Raw genomic sequence first — 17692 nt, 5'->3', positions numbered from 1 at the left:
GTCGATATTCAGCGCAGCCAGATGCCCAGCTTCCTGGAACGGGTGGAGAATGACCCCGCCGTGACCCGGGTGGAAAACGCGCCGATGCTGCGCGGCGTGCTGACCCGGATCAACGGCCAGCCTGCCACCGAGGTTGCGGGCGACCATTGGGTTGTGCGCGGCGACCGGGGCATTACCTATGCCGCGGCCCGGCCGGAGAGCACCGAGGTCACCGCCGGCACGTGGTGGGCTGAGGATTATTCGGGTGATCCGCAAATCAGTTTTGCCGCCGAGGAGGCCGAGGAACTGGGGCTCAAGCTGGGCGACACGCTGACGCTGAACATTCTGGGCCGCGACATCACCGGCACCATCACCAGCTTCCGCAACGTGGATTTCTCCACCGCGGGCATGGGCTTTGTGATGGTGCTGAACGAGGCCGCGCTGGCCGGTGCGCCGCACAGTTTCATCGCCACCGTCTATGCCGAGGAGCAGGCCGAGGCGGCGATCCTGCGCGATCTGGCGCGGGAGATGCCGAATATCACCGCGATCCGGATGCGCGATGCCATCGACCGGGTGTCGGACATCCTGCGCCAACTGGCGGCCGCCACCGCCTATGGCGCGGCGGCGACGCTGCTGACCGGGTTTCTGGTGCTTTTGGGAACCGCGGCTGCCGGGGAGCCTGCGCGGCGGTATGAAGCCGCGCTGCTGAAAACGCTGGGCGCCCCGCGCAAGCAGATCCTGCTGAGCTTTGCGCTGCGCTCGGCCCTGCTGGGGGCAGCAGCCGGGCTGGTGGCGCTGGCGGCCGGCATCGCCGGAGCCTGGGCCATCAACGCCTATGTGTTCGAGACGGGATACACGGTGATCTGGCCGAATGCGCTGATGGTCATTTCGGGCGGGGTGCTGACCACGCTGCTGGCCGGGCTGGCCTTTGCGCTGCGGCCGCTGGCCGCCAAACCGGCCCGCATCCTGCGGGCCCGCGAATGATCAGGACTGCGGCGGCCTCAGCGGGCGCCGCAGGACACCGGCTGCAGAATGCGCAGCAGGTCGTGGTTGTCGCAGACCAGCGACTCCAGGGAAATGTCATCGAGCGAGGCGTAGAAGGCCTGTGCTGCGTCCGCCAGCGCCACCTTGAGGCGGCAGGCATCCGACAGCGGGCAGGTGTTGTCGGCATCGGCAAAGCATTCGACCATCGGCAGGTTGCCTTCGACATCCCGGAACACGTCGCCGATCCGGATCTCTGCCGCGGGCTTGCCGAGGTTCATGCCGCCGTTGCGGCCGCGCTGGGTGGACAGATAGCCAAGCTGGCTCAGCTGGTTGATCACCTGCGCCAAGTGGTTTTCCGAGATGTTGCAGCATTCGGCAATCTCGGCCTTGGTCACCAAGCGGTCTTCATGCGCGGCGCAATACATCAGCAGCCGCACGGCAATGTTGGTCCTTTTGGTAATGCGCATGGGTCGCTCCCGCAGCTATGGTGCATCGCTTATTGCACAACAGCCGAAAAAGCGGTTTGACATACATCAATAACCGGAATTGCGGCAGAAAGGCGCGGCGAATGACGGCTCCATACTTCTTCGGCTACGGCAGCCTGGTGAACACTGCGACGCATGGCTATGGCGGTGCGCAGCCTGCCCGGCTGCGCGGCTGGCGGCGCGCCTGGGTGCATACGGACCTGCGCGAGGTGGCGTTTCTGTCGGCAGTGCCCTGCGCTGCCAGCACAATCGGCGGGCTGATTGCAGAGGTGCCGGGCGCCGACTGGGCGGCGCTGGATGAACGGGAGTTCGCCTATGAGCGGCTGCCCGCCTCGGACAAGGTGCAGCACGGGCTGGATGTCTCACCCGAAGTTTCCGTTTATGCCGTTGCCGCGGACAAGCGGAATGGCGTCACCGAGCAGCATCCGATCCTGCTGAGCTATCTGGATGTGGTGCTGCAGGGTTATCTGCAGGTGTTCGGCGAGGAAGGCGTGCATGATTTTATCGCGACGACCGATGGCTGGGACGCCCCGGTTCTGGACGACCGGGCAGCGCCCCGCTATCCGCGCCATCAGCGCCTGAGCCGTGCGGAGCTGGCCTTGTTCGATGATTTGATCGACAAAACCGGGGCGCGCCGGATAAGCTCAGCCCATGATTGAGCAGAGTCTCCTGTACCTCAGGCGGATTGCCCGCAAGCTTTGGTTCCGGGTGGTTCTGATTTCCATACTCTCGCTGCTGGCGCTGCTGCTGGCACCGCTGGCCAAGCCGCTGCTGCCCGACAGTCTGAGTGAAGACTTCGGACGCGAAGCGGTGCTGCCGGTGCTGACCATCCTCGCTTCGGGCATGCTGGCGGTCACGACTTTCTCACTCAACGTCATGGTCAGCGCCTACCGCACCGCCGCGTCGATGGCGACGCCGCGGGTCTACCGGCTGCTGCTGGAGGATACCGTGACGCAGCGGGTTCTGGCGACCTTCGTGGGCGGTTTCATCTTTTCGCTGAGCGGCGTGATTCTGTTCCGGGCGCGGTATTACACACCTGAGGGCGCGCTGGTGGTCTTTGCCATTACCATCCTTGTGGTGTTTCTGATCATCGGCGCGATCCTGCGGTGGATCGATCATTTGTCGGGGCTGGGCAGCATGGACCACACGCTGCGGCTGATCGAATCCCGCACCCGCGACAGCATGCGCGCGCGGCTGAACACCCCCTGCCTGGGCGGCCAATGCTCCGGCGGCGGAGGCATTCCGGGCGATGCAGTGGAAATCCCGGCCGCCCGCAGCGGCTTTGTCCGCTTTGCCGGGCTGGCCCAGCTGGACGAGCTTGCTGACGAAGCCGGCACTGAAATCACCCTGACACGTGCCCCCGGAGAATACATCCTGCGCGGCCAGCCGGTAGCCTGGGCCACGGCCGGGGACAATGACTTCTGCAAGGCAGCGTCCAAGGCGATCGACATTGGCGATGTGCGCAGTTTCGATCAGGATCCGTCCTTTGGCATCACCCTGCTGGCGGAGACGGCCCAGCGGGCGCTGTCGCCCGGCATCAATGATCCGGGCACCGCGGTGGAGGTGATGGGCCGTCTCGGGCGCCTGTTGTGGGAGAACATGCCCGCCGATGAGACCAGCAGAACTCGGGAGCCGCAGTTCCCGAATGTGAAGGTTCCGCCGGTGACCGCGCGCCATCTTCTGCGCTGCGCTTATCCTCCGATTGCCCGCTGCGGCAGCGACTCGCCTTCTGTCATGGGATGGGTCCAACAATCGCTGCAGGAGCTGGAGGGCCACCCCAATCCGGAAATGGCCAAGGCCGCCGCGGAGATGCGGGAAAATATCGGGCAGGAGCACCCCGGCGGATCAGCAGGCTGAGGCCGGACCTGCATTTTGCCGCAATCCCGCGCCCTCCCGCCTGTTCAGGCGCAGGCGAGCTTCACCTTGCTCAGTTGGGCATGGCACCGCGCCGGAGCGCGGTGCTGCGCCGCGCATCTGCGCGGCGCGCGGCCCAACGGCAGGGGATGCATCTTTGATGCAGCTCCGGCGGGCGGGAGAACCACGCCGACTCCTTGGCGAGACTGCACGAAAAAGGGCGGAACCCGCGGCTCCGCCCTTCTGGAACGTCTTGCCCGGAACGGATCAACCGCGGGCCCGGACCTTTTCCATCAGCGCCAGCAGCGCCGACATATCGGGGCCGCGCTCCATGCCGGTCACGGCTTTGCGCAACGGCATGAACAGGCCCTTGCCCTTGCGGCCGGTGGCTTCCTTGACCGCAGCGGTCCACTTACCCCAGCTTTCGCTGTCATAGGGGCCTTCGGGCAGCAGCGCCATCGCCTCGGCGATGAAATCCTTGTCCTCATCAGCCACCAGCGGTTCGGCACCGTCGCGGCACAGCTCCCACCAGCCGGCCAGGTCTTTGAGCGTGGTGATGTTTTCCTTGGCCATGTCCCAGAAGGCCGCCTGTTTCTCTGCCGGAACACCCAGCGCGTCCACGTGGGTTTGCACGGCCTCCAGCGGCAGCGACTGCAGGTAGCGGGCGGTCAGCGGATAAAGATCCTCGACATCGAATTTGGTCGGCGCAGCGCCGAAGCGGTTGATGTCGAAGCCGTCGATCAGCTCCGCCATCTCCGAGCGCAGTTCCACCGGATCGGAAGAACCGAGGCGCGCCATCAGGCTCAGGAGCGCCATCGGCTGCACTCCAGCTTCGCGCAGGTCGCGCAAGGCAAGCGTGCCCAGGCGCTTGGACAGCGCCTCGCCCTGCGGGCCGGTCAGCAGCGAGTGATGCGCGAAGGACGGGACAGAACCGCCCAGCGCCTCGATGATTTGGATCTGGGTAGCGGTGTTGGTCACATGGTCGGAGCCGCGCACCACATGAGTCACGCCCATCTCGGTGTCGTCGACCACCGAGGCCAGGGTGTAGAGGAACTGGCCGTCGCCGCGGATCAGCACCGGGTCGGAGACCGAGGCCGCGTCGATGGAGATGTCGCCCAGGATACCGTCGGTCCACTCGATCCGCTCATGATCCAGCTTGAAGCGCCAGACGCCGTCGCCGCGCTCGGCGCGCAGCTTGGCCTTTTCCTCGTCCGACAGTGCCAGCGCGGCGCGGTCGTAGACCGGCGGCTTACCCATGTTCAGTTGCTTCTTGCGCTTCAGGTCCAGCTCGGTCGGGGTCTCAAACGCCTCGTAGAACCGGCCGATTTCGCGCAGCTTGTCCGCGGCAGCGACATAGCGGTCGAGGCGCTCGGACTGGCGCTCCACCTTGTCCCAGGTCAGGCCCAGCCATTCCAGGTCCTGCTTGATGGCATCGACGTATTCTTCCTTGGACCGCTCCGGGTCGGTGTCGTCGATGCGCAGGATGAAAGTGCCGCCGGCCTTGCGGGCGATCAGATAGTTCATCAGCGCGGTGCGCAGGTTGCCGACGTGGATATAGCCAGTCGGCGACGGGGCAAAACGGGTGGTGGTCATCACGAGTCTCCTGTTGCCTTGCCCCTTGTCACATGGGCGGCGGATTGTCCAGTTTCGGCAGTGTTAACGCGCCTCCGCGCGTCCCTGCGGCGCGAGTATTTGGGGAAAGATGAAAGCCCGGCAGTCACTCAGGCTGTACCGGCCAGAGTGCGTTCAGATCCTTCAGGCCTGCGCGGATCAGTTCGGCCAGGACGTCCAGGTCGATATCGGCGAGCTTGTTTACATAGAGGCAGCTTTTGCCCAGCTTGTGCTTGCCCAGGCGGGAGAGGATGGCGCCGTAGTCCTGATAGCCCGGCATGATGTAAATCGAATGGCGTGCTTTTCGAGGCGAGAAGCCGGTGGCGAGAAAGTCACCCTCGCGGCCGGAAGCATAGCGGTAGTGGTAGCGGCCGTAGCCGATGATCGAAGGCCCCCACATCTGCGGCTCATAGCCGGTTACCCTGCGGAAGAGCGCATCCAGCTGCTGCGCTTCCGCCGCCTTGCGGGCAGGTTCAACACCAGCAAGGAACGCTTCGACGCTTGCCCCGGTCGGGACGGTTTTGTTCTGGCTCATGGCGCGGCCTCCTGCCGCCATCCTAACCCGCATCACGGGATTGTTTACAGCCCTCTGCCGCCGGAGCGCTAGGGTAAGGCCAGTCCAACTCCACTGGAGGTTATGCCATGACTGTTTCCCTCTCCCGCCGCGCGGCCCTGGCCGGCGCCGCCGCACTGCCCCTTGCTGGTGCTGCCACGCCGCTGCTGGCGAGCGCCCACGGCGGCCAAGCCGAAGCGCCGGTTGCCCATTCGTTTAAACTGGCAGAAATGCCGGTTACCACTCTGCTGGATGCCTCGGCGCAGCGGGAGGGGCCGAAACCGATGTTCGGGGCCGCAGCCAGCGATGAGGAATTTGCCCAGGTCTCGGCAGAGAATTTCATTTCAGACGAGACCCTGCAGTTTTACTTCACGCCGGCGCTGGTGGATACCGGTTCGGAGCTGGTGCTGTTTGACACCGGGCTGGGTAATGGCGGCATCGCCAAGGCGCTGGCCGCGGCCGGGGTGACGCCGGATCAGATCAATGTTGTGGTCATCACCCATATGCACCCGGACCACATCGGCGGCTTGATGACAGATGGCGCGCCAACTTTTCCCAATGCCCGCTATGTGACGGGGGCTGAGGAGTATAATTTCTGGTCCAAAAGGGAACCCGGCGACCGGGTTGGCGATCTGGTGTCCAAGAATGTGACCCCTCTGGCAGAAAAGACCACCTTCATCGACGATGGCGCCAGCGTGGCGCCGGGGATCACCGCCATGGCCAGCTTTGGCCACACGCCGGGGCATATCTGCTACATGCTGGAGAGCGGCAACCGCCAGCTGGTGCTGACGGCGGATCTGGCCAACCATTACGTCTGGAGCTTTGCCCGGCCAGATTGGGCGTTCAGCTTTGATGTCGATCCGGAGGCCGCAAGTGCCTCGCGCCGCCGGGTGCTGGGGATGCTTGCGGCGGACAAGCTGCCGATGATCGGTTACCACATGCCGTTCCCGGCGGCGGGTTTTGTCGAAACCCGCGGCGAGGGTTTCCGCTATGTGCCGGTGAGCTATCAGCTGATGGGCTGAAGGCGGCTGTTCAATAGCCGCTGAGGGGGCCGTATCTGCTGCCGTCGGTGAAGCGGGAAAGGCGGAAGTCGTGCGGGTCCACCACGGGTTTGTCGCCGGTCACCAGATCGGCGGCCAGCTTGCCCGCTGCCGGGCCGATGCCAAACCCGTGGCCGGAAAAGCCGGTGGCGATGAACAGGCCCGGCAGGCGGTCGGCCTGTGAAATCACCGGGATTGCATCCGGGGTCACGTCGATCAGCCCGCCCCAGCTTTGCACCACATCGGCGCCCTGCAGCACAGGGAAGGCCTTTTGCGCTGCCGCCCAGCCGCTTTTCAGCGCCTTCTGCGACGGGGCCGGATCCAGCACCCGGCACAGCTCGAACGGGGTGGTCTGCTGCGGCTGCCAGCGGCGGGCCTGGGCCGCCTCCTCGCGCCAGCGGCTGGTCAGGCGGAACTGCAGCGCGCGCCATTCGTGCCGCAGGCTGGGCAGGAATTTCCAGCCCAGGCGGAAGCTGTCGGGCACGATATCGACCATATTTTCCAGCGCGTCCGAGACGGTGTAGCCGCCATCGGCCCGCTTGCGCAGGCCCAGGTTGCCGGTGCGCACAGCGGTTTCCGGCCCGCCCTGCAGCGGTGAGGTGCGCAGGACCGAGTTCAGCACCTTGAGCTGAGGCAGGCCAATGCCCGCATTGCCCAGAAACAGCCGCGACCAGGCGCCGCCCGCCACCACCACCGCCGAGCAGGCGACGCGGCCGCGTTCCGTCATCACCCCGCTGATGCGCCCGGCCGAAGTTTCGACGCTGCGCACCGCGCATTCGGTCATGATCTTGGCGCCCGCGGCCTGGGCAGCGGTGGCGATTGCGTGGTTGGCCAGCTGCGGCTCGGCCCGCCCGTCCATCGGTGTCAGCAGGGCGCTGCGGGTTTTGGTCTGATGGCCGGGCATCAGCTGCGCCAGCTGCTGCCCGCGCACCATCCGGGCGCCTTGCCCCCAGCCATCAAGGTTGCGCAGCCAGCGTTCCAGCTGCGCCTCGCGCTTGGCGGTTTCCGCAGTGTAGAGGATGCCGGAGCGGGTGAACCCGGTTTCCTGCCCGGTGCGCGCCTCCAGTCCCTCCCAGAGACGCAGCGATTCCGCCATCAGCGGGATTTCCCGCGGGTCGCGGCAGGACATCCGCACCCACCCCCAGTTGCGCGAGCTCTGCTCGCCCGCGATCTGCCCCTTTTCGCACAAGAGCACCGAGTGGCCGCGTTCGGCCAGCTCCAACGCGGTGGCGGCGCCAATGATGCCGCCGCCGATCACCACGGCGTCGACGGCCTTGGGCAAGGCAAGATTGGATTGGAAATGAGGCAGTCTCGGTCCAGGCATGCGGCCTCTATGCCCGCTGCGGAATCGGCGGTCCAGCGTCCAAGCGACGCCCATTGCGCCGCTTTCCGCCATTGTGTTTTTTTCGCCGCATATCAGGGCGTTACCGCCACCGGGACGGGCTTTACTGAATTCAGAAAAGCGCGGAAAAGATCCGCGCCTTCAATGGGTTAACGCTTGCCTCAGGTCGGGTCGCGCCAGCGGTTCACAATCGGGTAGCGGCGGTCCAGCCAGAACGCGCGCGGCGTCAGCCGGGCGCCGGGTGCGGACTGGAAGCGTTTGTATTCGCTGATATAAAGCAGATGCTCGACCCGCTTGGCCACGTCGCGGTCAAATCCGGCGGCGACGCAATCTGCGATTGAACCTTCATGGTCGACCAGGATTTCCAGGATCGCATCCAGCTCCGGGTAGTCCGGCAGGCTGTCGCTGTCCTTCTGGTCTTCGCGCAGTTCAGCCGAAGGCGGTTTGTCGATCACGTTGGGGCGGATCACCTCGCCTTCCGGGCCCTTCATCCAGGGGCGGTGGTTGACGTTGCGCCAGCGGCAGGTCTCGAACACCCGGGTCTTGTAAAGATCCTTGATCGGGTTGTAGCCCCCGTTCATGTCGCCGTAGATGGTGGCATACCCCACCGCGACCTCGGACTTGTTGCCGGTGGTCAGGAGCATCTCGCCGAACTTGTTGGACATCGCCATCAGCAGCAGGCCGCGCAGGCGGGACTGGATGTTTTCCTCGGTGATATCCGCATCGCGCCCCGCAAACAGCGGTGCCAGCGTATTGGTGATCGCAGCGCGGCCTTCCGAGATCGGCACATAGTCGTAATGGACGCCCAGCGCCTTGGCGACTGCCTCGGCATCGTCGAGTGACTCCTGGCTGGTGTATTCGGACGGCAGCATCACGCAGCGGACATTCTCCGCCCCCAGCGCATCCACTGCAATCGCCGCCACGATTGCTGAGTCGACGCCGCCGGACAGGCCCAGCAGCACCTTCTTGAAACCGGTTTTGCCCATGTAGTCGCGCAAGGACTCGACCATCACCCGGTAGTCCTGCTCCCATTCGTCGGGCAGATGCGCCTTCTCGCCTTCCTCCACGCGCCAGCCTTCGTCGGTGCGGATGAGGTCGATCTGTGCAATGCATTCGTCAAACACCGGCATTTGAACCGCCAATGCGCCGCCCGGATTCAGGACGAAGGAACCGCCGTCAAAGACCTGGTCATCCTGGCCGCCCACCATGTTCAGGTAGATCACCGGCAGATGGGTTTCGACCGCGCGCGCAACCATGTGGTTGAAGCGCACTTCCATCTTGTTTCTGAAATAAGGCGAGCCGTTGGGGATCAGCAGAAACTCGGCACCGGTCTCGGCGAGGGTCTCTGCGACGTCCTCGTGCCAGCCGTCCTCGCAGATGGGAGAGCCGATGCGGGTGTTGCTGACGGAATACGGGCCGCCCAAAGGACCGGCTTCGAAGATGCGGACCTCGTCAAACACGGTCTCGTTCGGCAGATGATGCTTGAGGCTGCGCGAGGCGATCTTGCCGCCCTTCAGGATCAGATAGGCGTTGTAAAGCCTGCCGCCCTCAACCCACGGCCCGCCGATCGCCAGCGCCGGACCTTCGGCGCAGTCAGCCGCCAGCTTTTCGACCTCGGCAATGGCGGCCTGATGGAAGACCGGCTTCATCACAAGGTCCTGGGTGTTGTAGCCGGTGATGAACATTTCCGGCAGCGCCACCAGATCGGCGCCGGCCTTGCGGCCCTCCTCCCAGGCGGCACGGGCCTTGGCGGCGTTGCCTGCCAGATCGCCCACCGTGGGGTTCAGCTGCGCCAAAGTCACGCGGAAACGGTCTGCCATGCTGCATCAGCCCTTTGCAAAATTCCTCCATCAGCCATTTACCAGATTGGCGGCCAAGGGAAAGAGCAAGGGCCCGCCGGAGGGGAAAAGACATTGCGGCCCCGCCTGCGGTAGCTTAGTTTCCGGGCGAGCAACCCAATATGGCAGCAGCACCGTAATTTCTGGGCAGGCAGAGGTTTTGAATGACCCGTTTCGGCACCGTACTCGCGTTTTCCACGATCCTGGCACTGGCCGCTCCGGCCTGGGCCCAGGAGGGGGAGATCATCACCACGCAGGATGAGATCGGCGGCGTCTACGAGGGCACCTTCCGCAACGGGCTGCAGCATGGCACCGGCACCTACAAGCTGCCGAACGGCTATGAATACACTGGCGAGTGGGTCGATGGAGAGGTGCGCGGTCAGGGTGTGGCGCGGTTCCCGGACGGTTCGGTCTATGAGGGTGAGTTTGCGCAGGGCAAACCGCACGGCCTGGGCATGCTGACCCGCGCCGACGGCAGCACCTATGAGGGTGAATGGCAGGACGGCCAGATCCATGGCGACGGTGTATCGGCCTATGCCAGCGGCGTGCGCTATCAGGGCAGCTTTGCCAACGGCAAGCGGCACGGCAAGGGGGTGATGAAATCACCTGACGGCTACACCTATGACGGCGACTGGGTGGACGGGCGCCAGCAGGGCCAGGCCAAGATCACCTATGCCGAAGGCACCGTCTATGAAGGCAGTGTCGCTGATGGCCAGCTGCAGGGGCAAGGCCGGCTAGAGACCTCCGACGGACTGGTCTACGAAGGCGAATGGATGGCGAGCCAGATGCACGGCACCGGCCGCCTGGTGCAGCCCAATGGCGACATTTATGAAGGCGAGCTGCAAAAAGGCCGCCGCCACGGCACCGGCACGCAGACATATGCCAATGGCGATGTCTACGCGGGCGACTTCCTGAACGATCAGCGCCACGGCACCGGCACCTTCACCGAAAAGGACGGCTACAGCTACACCGGCGCCTGGGCAAAGGGCCAGATCGAGGGCAAGGGCAAGGCGGTCTATCCCGACGGTTCGGTCTATGAGGGCGATTTCCGCGACGATCTGGCAGAAGGCAAGGGCAAGATCACCTATCCCGACGGGTCCACCTATGAGGGCGACTGGGTTGCCGGGGTGATCGAGGGCGAAGGCACTGCCACTTATCCCAATGGCATCACCTACACCGGCGGCTTCAAGAACGCCAAAAACCACGGCCAGGGGGTAATGACCTACGCCGATGGCTACCGCTATGACGGCGGCTGGCAGAACGGGCAGCGCCATGGCGAGGCCACGGTCACCTATGCCGACGGGTCGGTTTACACGGGCCAGTTTGCAAACAGCCAGCGGCAGGGCACAGGCAAAATCGTGATGCCCGACGGCTTCAGCTACGAAGGCGAATGGCGTGAGGGCAAGATTTTTGGCGAGGGCGTGGCAACCTACGCCAATGGCGACGTTTATGAGGGCAGCTTTGTCAACGGCAAGCGGCAGGGGCCGGGCACGATGAAGTACGCCAGCGGCCAGCAGGCGGACGGCACCTGGGAAAACGGGGCGCTGGTCAGCAGCGGGGCCGGGAACGCCAGCCAGACAGAGTAAGCCGGACAGGATCGGGGCGCGCCAGTAAGGCGCGCCCGTTTAGTTTAAGCCGATGCGGATGCGGCTCAGGTGATCCGGCATCGCGACGCCCTCAATGTTGGCAGGATCCGGCTGCGGCGGCTTGAGCTCCATCGCCATCGGCACCACGCCCGCCCAGATGGGCAGCGCGTAATCCTCCTCGTCATCCTTGGGCGCACCGGAGCGGATCTTGGCAGCGCCCTCCTCGATCGGCATCCGCATGAGGGCGGTAGCCTTCAACTCCTGCCGGGTCATCGGACGCAGCGCGTCCCAGCGGCCCGGAAAGATGTGGTCGACCATCGCCTTGAGGCTGGCGGCCTTGGCATCTTCATCCGTGACCTTTTCGGCCACCCCGAACAGCATCACGGAGCGGAAGTTGACCGAGTGGTGAAACGCTGAGCGGGCCAGCACGTAGCCGTCCATGCAGGTGACGGTCAGGCAGACCTCTGCCCCCTCCATCGCCCGGATCGCCCGGCTGGCGGAGGAGCCGTGCCAGTAGACATGATCCCCCTCGCGCCATTGCAGCGTCGGCAGGACGGAAGTGGCGCCTTTGATCTGATAGCCGATATGGGCCAGCGGCATGGCGTCGAGCACCTGATACACGGTCTCGCGGTCATAGAGCCCGCGTTCGTGAGCGCGGCGCAGGCGGCTGCGCTCGGTTTTCAGGGCGGTTTCGGTTTCGGGCTGGCGCATTGGCGGACCTCGTAAATTCCTGTTGTGTCACGGTGAGTGCTATGCGCAAACTGGACTGTAATTAACTTCCAGTTTCCGACAAAAAGAGCAGTCCAGCATGATTGACCTTTCCGGCCTGCTGTCCAAGGCCCGCGCCGAGCCCATCTATCTGCAAATCGTCAGCGCGCTGCGCAACCAGATCAGCGATGGCAGCCTGGCCATCGGCACCCGGCTGCCGTCATCCCGGGCGCTGGCGCAGGATCTGGGGGTGGCGCGCTCCACCGTGGTGACGGCCTACGAGCAGCTGGTGGCCGAAGGCTTTGCCGAGGCGCGGCGGGGTGCCGGGATCTTTGTCTGCGACGTGGCGCCGATCCGGCCGCCCGAAGCCCCGCCGCGCCCCCAGCCTGCCGCTGTCCCGCCCGCGCCGGGGATGCTACAGCCCGGCGCGCCGGACCCTGAGGTGTTTCCGGCCCGGTCCTGGGCGCGCTGTGTTTCACGTGTGGCACGGATGGACCCGCTCAGCCTGAGCCATCAGGAGGATTCCTTTGGCGATCCGGAACTGCGGCGCGAGATTGCCGCCTATGCTGCGCGCTGGCGCGGGATAGACTGCAGCGCGGATCAGGTTCTGGTGACAAGCGGCGCGCGCGAGGCGCTGGAGCTGACGATGGATTTTCTGGTGGAAGGCGAGGACATTGCGCTGGAAGCCCCTGGATTTATCCCGACACAGCGCTTTGCCAAGGCGCGCGGCTGGCCGGTGCGCTGGCTGCGGGCCGGGGAACGCGGCGCGGAGGTGCCGCGGCAGATGGCCAAGGTCACGCTGCTGACGCCGTCGCATCAGTTTCCGCTGGGCGGTACGCTGCCGGTACCGCAACGGCAGGCTTTTCTGCAAGCGGCGCGGGAACGGGACGGCTGGATCATCGAGGACGATTTCGACAGCGAGTTCCGCTATGCCGGCCAGCCGGTGCCGGCGATGGCAGCGCTGGACCGGGAGGGGCGCTGTATCTACGTCGGCACCTTCTCCAAGACGTTTTCTCATGCGCTGCGGCTGGGTTATGCGATCCTGCCGCCGGCGCTGGTGCCGCGGGTCCGGGCCGGGTTCATCCAGCCCAGCGCCGGCGCCGCAATCACCGCGCAGCGGCCGCTGGCCGAGTTCATGGCCTCCGGCCAGTACGACCGGCACATCCGCCGCGCCCGCAGGCATTATGCGGAGCGCTATGCCGCTGCGGCAGATGCGCTGGCAGAGTGGCCCGGCACGCTCGGGTATTTCAGACGGCACAACGCCGGGATGCAGGTTGCCTTCCATCTGGCGGACGGGCTGGCGGACGTCCAAATCTGCCGCCGCGCCGCACAGGCGGGCTATGGGGTCCAGCCCCTGTCGCCGCACGATCCTGAAGGCCGCTCACAGGGGCTGCTGACCGGTTTCTGCCAGTCAAGCGCCGGGGACCTGCCCGGACAGATTGCCGGACTGCGGCGGATCGTGGAACACGGCGGCTAAAGCCACCTGCCCCGCCCGCAAAAAAGCCTCCCCGGGGAACCGGAGAGGCTTGGTTTTCAAGTCATCTGTAAAGATGGCCGGAGCCGGTCAGACGTACTTCTTGATCTCGCCCGCTTTCAGGCGCGACATGTAGCTGTTCAGCTCACGCTTGACGATCGGCATCAGGAAGTAGAGCGCGATGATGTTGACCACCGCCATGGCAAAGATCGCCGCATCGGAGAAGTCGATCACCGGGCCGAGGTTGGCGGCCGCGCCGATCACCACGAAGATGCAGAAGATCACCTTGAACACCAGTTCCTTGGTCTCGCCTTCGCCGAACAGGAAGGTCCAGGCCTTGAGACCGTAGTAGGACCAGCTGATCATGGTGGAGAAGGCAAACAGGATCACCGCGATCGCCAGCACGTACTGGAACCAGCCGAAGGCGGAGGAGAAGGCTGCCGAGGTCAGCGCCACGCCCTTGTTGCCGTCAACGGTCTGAATGGTGGCTGCGCCCTCATCCAGCAGGTAGAGGCCGGTGTTCGGATCCACGACCAGCTGGCCGGTAATGATGATCACCAGCGCGGTCATGGTGCAGATCACCACGGTGTCGATGAACGGCTCCAGCAGCGACACGAAGCCTTCGGTGATCGGCTCCTTGGTGCGCACGGCGGAGTGGGCGATGGCTGCCGAGCCGACGCCGGCCTCGTTCGAGAAAGCCGCCCGCTTGAAGCCCTGGATCAGGGCGCCAACCATGCCGCCGGCAACGCCGAGGCCGGTGAAGGCGCCTTCGAAGATCTGACCGAAGGCCCAGCCGATCTGGTCGGCGTTCATCGCCAGGATGACCAGTGCGGTTGCGACGTACATGACACCCATGAACGGAACGACCTTCTCGGTCACCCGGGCAATGGATTTCAGGCCGCCAACGATCACGGCGAAAACAACGCCAGCAAACACCACGCCGGTGATCCAGCCCGGATACTCGCCGACAACGCCGGAAATCTGCGCATGCGCCTGGTTGGCCTGGAACATGTTGCCGCCGCCCAGGGCGCCCAGGATGCAGAAGACCGAGAACAAGACCGCCAGGAACTTGCCCATCGGCAGGCCGCGTTCGGCAAAGCCCTTGGTCATGTAATACATCGGGCCGCCCGAGACGTGGCCGTCCGGGAACTCGTTGCGGTATTTGACGCCCAGCGTGCACTCGGTGAACTTGGAGGCCATGCCCATCAGGCCGGCCAGGATCATCCAGAAGGTCGCGCCGGGGCCGCCAATGCCCACGGCCACCGCAACGCCGGCGATGTTGCCGAGGCCGACGGTGCCCGACAGCGCGGTTGCCAGCGCCTGAAAGTGGCTGACCTCGCCCGCGTCGTTAGGGTCGGAATAGTCGCCCTTAACCAGCGAGATCGAGTGCGGGAAGGCGCGGAACTGGATCAGGCCGAAGTAGATGGTGAACACGGTGGCCGCGACCACCAGCCACGCGACGATCCAAGGGAAGCTGGTGCCGGGGAACGGGCTGAAGATCAGGTTGACGAACCAGCCGGTCGAATTGGCAAACAGCTCATTGACCCGCTCGTCGACAGATTGTGCCATCGCTGGCGCGGATGCGGCCAGCAGCAGCGGTGCAGACAGAGCTGCTGCCTTGACTGAAATACTCATGACTGTCCTCTGAAATAGTTGTTATGGAACGATGGTGACCGGAACCGGCGCGGCCTGCGCCAGGCTGCCCGCAACAGAGCCGAAAAGCCGCGATGACAGCGCGGAATGGCCGGTGCGCCCGATGATCAGGTGGCTGGCTCCGGACTCCTTGATCACATCAATCAGGGTTTCCGCGATATGCCCGTATTTCAGTTCAGTCGTGACGGTGACACCGCTGCCCTCCAGGCTTTTGCGCACCGGCGCCAGCAGCGCATCCTCGGCCCGCTTCAGCTCATCCTCCCGGCGTTTGTGGCGCTGCTCGATCTCCTCCGGTGTGAGGAAGGAATAGGGCGACCATTCCAGCACATGCGCAATCACCAGTTCTGCCCCTTGCGCTTTGGCAAGGCTGACGGCAAAAGCAAGCGCTGACTTGGCTGCCTCGCTGTCGTCATACCCAAGAACAATTTTATTCGACACTGTTTCCTCCTATCGATGGCGCCTCTTTTGGCCAAGGCGCCGGATCCCGGCTTAAGGCGCCAGGAAACCCGCCAATGCGAGCTGCTCGCGCTTCCGCACCAAAGCCTGGCGCAGCACTGACAAACTGTCGCATTGAAACTGGCTACGCCCCTTAATTATATTACACGTCTTTTTCAACAGTGTCGCGAAATTACCTGTGGCGGGTATTTACCGCCTTTTGCTGCAGCAAAAGTGCCAGCGTGCCCCCAGGTCAAAATCCCCCTTCCCATTCGGCTGCACGTCTGTATAAATCCGTCCCATGAGCATTTGCGCAGATATCCCTTTTGCCGCTGCCGCGACCCGCGGTGCAGCTCTGCGCGCCCTACTGATCCTAGCCCGCCTCTGAGCGTGCCCTTCCGGCGCGCCCGCTCAGAGGATTGCCGCACGCGCGCCATCGAAGGCTATGAATGCCCTGGAAGGGCCTAGGACAGAGACAAGAGATACCAAAATGACAAACGCATCCCCGATTTCCGGCGACAAATCCCGTGTATTGATTTTCGATACCACCCTGCGCGACGGCGAGCAGAGCCCCGGCGCCACCATGACCCATGACGAGAAGCTGGAGATTGCCGAGCTTCTGGATGAAATGGGCGTGGACATCATCGAGGCCGGTTTCCCGATTGCCTCCGAAGGCGACTTTGCTGCGGTGTCCGAGATTGCGGAACGATCGAAGAATTCGATGATCTGCGGCCTGGCGCGCGCCAATTTCAAGGACATCGACCGCTGCGCCGAAGCGGTGCGCAAGGCCGCGCAGCCGCGCATCCACACCTTCATCGGCACCTCGCCGCTGCACCGCGCCATCCCGAACCTCACCATGGATGAGATGGCGGACAAGATCCACGAGACCGTCACCCACGCCCGCAACCTGGTGGACAACGTGCAATGGTCGCCGATGGATGCGACCCGGACCGAATGGGATTACCTGTGCCGGGTGATCGAGATTGCGATCAAGGCCGGCGCCACCACCATCAACATCCCCGACACCGTGGGCTACACCGCACCTGCGGAGAGCGCCGACCTGATCAAGCGCCTGATCGAGACCGTGCCGGGCGCGGATGAGGTGGTTTTTGCCACCCATTGCCATAACGACCTCGGCATGGCGACCGCCAACGCGCTGGCTGCCGTGGCGGGCGGTGCGCGCCAGATCGAATGCACGATCAACGGCCTCGGCGAGCGTGCGGGCAACACCGCACTGGAAGAAGTCGTGATGGCGCTGAAGACGCGCAATGACATCATGCCCTGGTCGACCGGCATCGACACCACCAAGATCATGCATATCTCGCGCCGGGTCTCGACCGTGTCCGGTTTCGTGGTGCAGCCCAATAAGGCCATCGTCGGCAAGAACGCCTTTGCGCATGAGTCCGGCATCCACCAGGACGGGATGCTGAAGAACCGCGAGAACTTCGAGATCATGCGGCCCGAGGACATCGGCCTCTCCGGCACCTCGCTGCCGCTTGGCAAGCATTCCGGCCGCGCGGCGCTGCGCGACAAGCTGGAGCATCTTGGCTATGACGTGGGCGACAACCAGCTGAAGGACGTTTTTGTCCGCTTCAAGGAGCTGGCCGACCGCAAGAAAGAGGTCTTTGACGACGACCTCATCGCGCTGATGCGCATCGGCACAGACGCGGAGAACGATCACCTCAAGATTGTGTCGATGAAAGTGGTCTGCGGCACCGGCGGCCCGGCGGAGTCCACCGTCGAGATGGAGATCGACGGCAAGGATGTGACGGAAACGGCTGAGGGCGACGGCCCGGTGGATGCGACCTTCAAGGCGATCCGCAAGATCTACCCGAACACCGCGCGTCTGCAGCTTTACCAAGTGCATGCCGTGACCGAAGGCACCGACGCGCAGGCGACCGTTTCCGTTCGGCTGGAGGAGGATGGCAACATCGCCACCGGCGAGAGCGCCAACACCGACACGGTGGTGGCTTCTGCCAAAGCCTATGTGAACGCGCTGAACCGCCTGATCGTGCGCCGCGGCCGGGTTGGCGAAGGCGCCGACACCAAGGAGATTTCCTATAAAGACCTGGCCTGAGCCGGTCTGCCCCCTATGAACTGCAAAGGGCACCCGCGCGGGTGCCCTTTTCCATTTCCGTCCGGCCTTTGCG

15 protein-coding genes are annotated in these 17692 nt (G+C 64.5%); 7 read left to right on the top strand and 8 right to left on the bottom strand.

Going from position 1 to position 17692, the window contains the following annotated elements; all coding sequences use genetic code 11:
• The coding region (locus AC4HIX_RS16865) for an ABC transporter permease (protein ID WP_490399824.1) at positions 1 to 963 on the top strand (963 nt) is incomplete at its 5' end.
• A gap of 17 nt (positions 964 to 980) precedes the next feature.
• Here AC4HIX_RS16865 and AC4HIX_RS16860 read toward each other — a convergent pair.
• A complete protein-coding gene (locus AC4HIX_RS16860) occupies positions 981 to 1430 on the bottom strand; it encodes an RrF2 family transcriptional regulator (RefSeq protein ID WP_490399823.1) in 450 nt (149 codons plus the stop codon).
• 101 nt (positions 1431 to 1531) lie between these two features.
• Between AC4HIX_RS16860 and AC4HIX_RS16855 the strand changes: the two genes are divergently transcribed.
• Complete coding sequence (locus AC4HIX_RS16855) at positions 1532 to 2107, top strand: gamma-glutamylcyclotransferase family protein (protein ID WP_490399822.1); 576 nt, start codon at positions 1532 to 1534, stop codon at positions 2105 to 2107.
• Positions 2100 to 3305: a DUF2254 domain-containing protein gene (locus AC4HIX_RS16850; protein WP_490399821.1), complete on the top strand. Its 1206-nt coding sequence runs from the start codon at positions 2100 to 2102 to the stop codon at positions 3303 to 3305. The genes AC4HIX_RS16855 and AC4HIX_RS16850 overlap by 8 nt, the downstream gene beginning before the upstream one ends.
• A gap of 264 nt (positions 3306 to 3569) precedes the next feature.
• On the opposite strand, the gene gltX is transcribed toward AC4HIX_RS16850, so the two are convergent.
• Together gltX and AC4HIX_RS16840 are read right to left on the bottom strand one after the other, a co-directional pair.
• A complete protein-coding gene (gltX, locus tag AC4HIX_RS16845) occupies positions 3570 to 4895 on the bottom strand; it encodes a glutamate--tRNA ligase (RefSeq protein WP_490399820.1) in 1326 nt (441 codons plus the stop codon).
• A gap of 124 nt (positions 4896 to 5019) precedes the next feature.
• A complete protein-coding gene (locus AC4HIX_RS16840; RefSeq protein ID WP_490399819.1) occupies positions 5020 to 5448 on the bottom strand; it encodes a DUF1801 domain-containing protein in 429 nt (142 codons plus the stop codon).
• 107 nt (positions 5449 to 5555) lie between these two features.
• On the opposite strand from AC4HIX_RS16840, the gene AC4HIX_RS16835 reads away from it, so the two are divergent.
• Complete coding sequence (locus AC4HIX_RS16835; RefSeq protein WP_490399818.1) at positions 5556 to 6488, top strand: MBL fold metallo-hydrolase; 933 nt, start codon at positions 5556 to 5558, stop codon at positions 6486 to 6488.
• 10 nt (positions 6489 to 6498) lie between these two features.
• Here the strand turns inward: AC4HIX_RS16835 and AC4HIX_RS16830 are convergent, their stop codons facing one another.
• Positions 6499 to 7830 (bottom strand): NAD(P)/FAD-dependent oxidoreductase, encoded by a 1332-nt coding sequence (locus AC4HIX_RS16830; RefSeq protein WP_490399817.1) that lies wholly within the window; start codon positions 7828 to 7830, stop codon positions 6499 to 6501.
• A 179-nt stretch (positions 7831 to 8009) separates the two neighbouring features.
• Positions 8010 to 9668, bottom strand: a complete 1659-nt coding sequence (locus AC4HIX_RS16825; RefSeq protein WP_490399816.1) for an NAD+ synthase — start codon at positions 9666 to 9668, stop codon at positions 8010 to 8012.
• A 182-nt stretch (positions 9669 to 9850) separates the two neighbouring features.
• Between AC4HIX_RS16825 and AC4HIX_RS16820 the strand changes: the two genes are divergently transcribed.
• On the top strand, positions 9851 to 11272 hold the full coding sequence (locus AC4HIX_RS16820; RefSeq protein ID WP_490399815.1) for an MORN repeat-containing protein: 1422 nt from the start codon (positions 9851 to 9853) through the stop codon (positions 11270 to 11272).
• Positions 11273 to 11311: 39 nt separating this feature from the next.
• On the opposite strand, the gene AC4HIX_RS16815 is transcribed toward AC4HIX_RS16820, so the two are convergent.
• A complete protein-coding gene (locus AC4HIX_RS16815; RefSeq protein ID WP_490399814.1) occupies positions 11312 to 11983 on the bottom strand; it encodes a pyridoxamine 5'-phosphate oxidase family protein in 672 nt (223 codons plus the stop codon).
• 97 nt (positions 11984 to 12080) lie between these two features.
• Between AC4HIX_RS16815 and pdxR the strand changes: the two genes are divergently transcribed.
• Positions 12081 to 13457 carry a MocR-like pyridoxine biosynthesis transcription factor PdxR gene (gene pdxR, locus AC4HIX_RS16810; RefSeq protein WP_490399813.1) on the top strand — a complete coding sequence of 459 codons (1377 nt, stop codon included), beginning with the start codon at positions 12081 to 12083 and terminating at the stop codon, positions 13455 to 13457.
• Between the two features lie 87 nt (positions 13458 to 13544).
• Here pdxR and AC4HIX_RS16805 read toward each other — a convergent pair whose 3' ends face one another.
• Positions 13545 to 15089, bottom strand: a complete 1545-nt coding sequence (locus tag AC4HIX_RS16805; RefSeq protein ID WP_475047387.1) for an alanine/glycine:cation symporter family protein — start codon at positions 15087 to 15089, stop codon at positions 13545 to 13547.
• A 21-nt stretch (positions 15090 to 15110) separates the two neighbouring features.
• Positions 15111 to 15545 (bottom strand): universal stress protein, encoded by a 435-nt coding sequence (locus tag AC4HIX_RS16800; protein ID WP_475047389.1) that lies wholly within the window; start codon positions 15543 to 15545, stop codon positions 15111 to 15113.
• Between the two features lie 487 nt (positions 15546 to 16032).
• Between AC4HIX_RS16800 and AC4HIX_RS16795 the strand changes: the two genes are divergently transcribed.
• The gene (locus AC4HIX_RS16795; RefSeq protein WP_490399812.1) at positions 16033 to 17619 is read left to right on the top strand and encodes a 2-isopropylmalate synthase; all 1587 of its coding nucleotides are present in this window, start codon (positions 16033 to 16035) and stop codon (positions 17617 to 17619) included.
• Positions 17620 to 17692: the final 73 nt, after the last annotated feature.

Source organism: Leisingera sp., from assembly GCF_982940295.1.
The sequence above is the reverse complement of the archived record's forward strand: the minus strand, read 5'-3'. Positions and strand labels throughout refer to the sequence as shown.

Excerpts from the sequence above, each read along its gene's own strand:
- AC4HIX_RS16805 (WP_475047387.1), bottom strand. The coding sequence starts at position 15,089 with ATGAGTATTTCAGTCAAGGCAGCAGCTCTGTCTGCACCGCTGCTGCTG.
- AC4HIX_RS16795 (WP_490399812.1), top strand. The coding sequence starts at position 16,033 with ATGACAAACGCATCCCCGATTTCCGGCGACAAATCCCGTGTATTGATT.
- AC4HIX_RS16860 (WP_490399823.1), bottom strand. The coding sequence starts at position 1,430 with ATGCGCATTACCAAAAGGACCAACATTGCCGTGCGGCTGCTGATGTAT.
- AC4HIX_RS16830 (WP_490399817.1), bottom strand. The coding sequence starts at position 7,830 with ATGCCTGGACCGAGACTGCCTCATTTCCAATCCAATCTTGCCTTGCCC.
- AC4HIX_RS16820 (WP_490399815.1), top strand. The coding sequence starts at position 9,851 with ATGACCCGTTTCGGCACCGTACTCGCGTTTTCCACGATCCTGGCACTG.
- AC4HIX_RS16815 (WP_490399814.1), bottom strand. The coding sequence starts at position 11,983 with ATGCGCCAGCCCGAAACCGAAACCGCCCTGAAAACCGAGCGCAGCCGC.
- pdxR (WP_490399813.1), top strand. The coding sequence starts at position 12,081 with ATGATTGACCTTTCCGGCCTGCTGTCCAAGGCCCGCGCCGAGCCCATC.
- AC4HIX_RS16850 (WP_490399821.1), top strand. The coding sequence starts at position 2,100 with ATGATTGAGCAGAGTCTCCTGTACCTCAGGCGGATTGCCCGCAAGCTT.
- gltX (WP_490399820.1), bottom strand. The coding sequence starts at position 4,895 with ATGACCACCACCCGTTTTGCCCCGTCGCCGACTGGCTATATCCACGTC.
- AC4HIX_RS16835 (WP_490399818.1), top strand. The coding sequence starts at position 5,556 with ATGACTGTTTCCCTCTCCCGCCGCGCGGCCCTGGCCGGCGCCGCCGCA.
- AC4HIX_RS16855 (WP_490399822.1), top strand. The coding sequence starts at position 1,532 with ATGACGGCTCCATACTTCTTCGGCTACGGCAGCCTGGTGAACACTGCG.
- AC4HIX_RS16840 (WP_490399819.1), bottom strand. The coding sequence starts at position 5,448 with ATGAGCCAGAACAAAACCGTCCCGACCGGGGCAAGCGTCGAAGCGTTC.
- AC4HIX_RS16825 (WP_490399816.1), bottom strand. The coding sequence starts at position 9,668 with ATGGCAGACCGTTTCCGCGTGACTTTGGCGCAGCTGAACCCCACGGTG.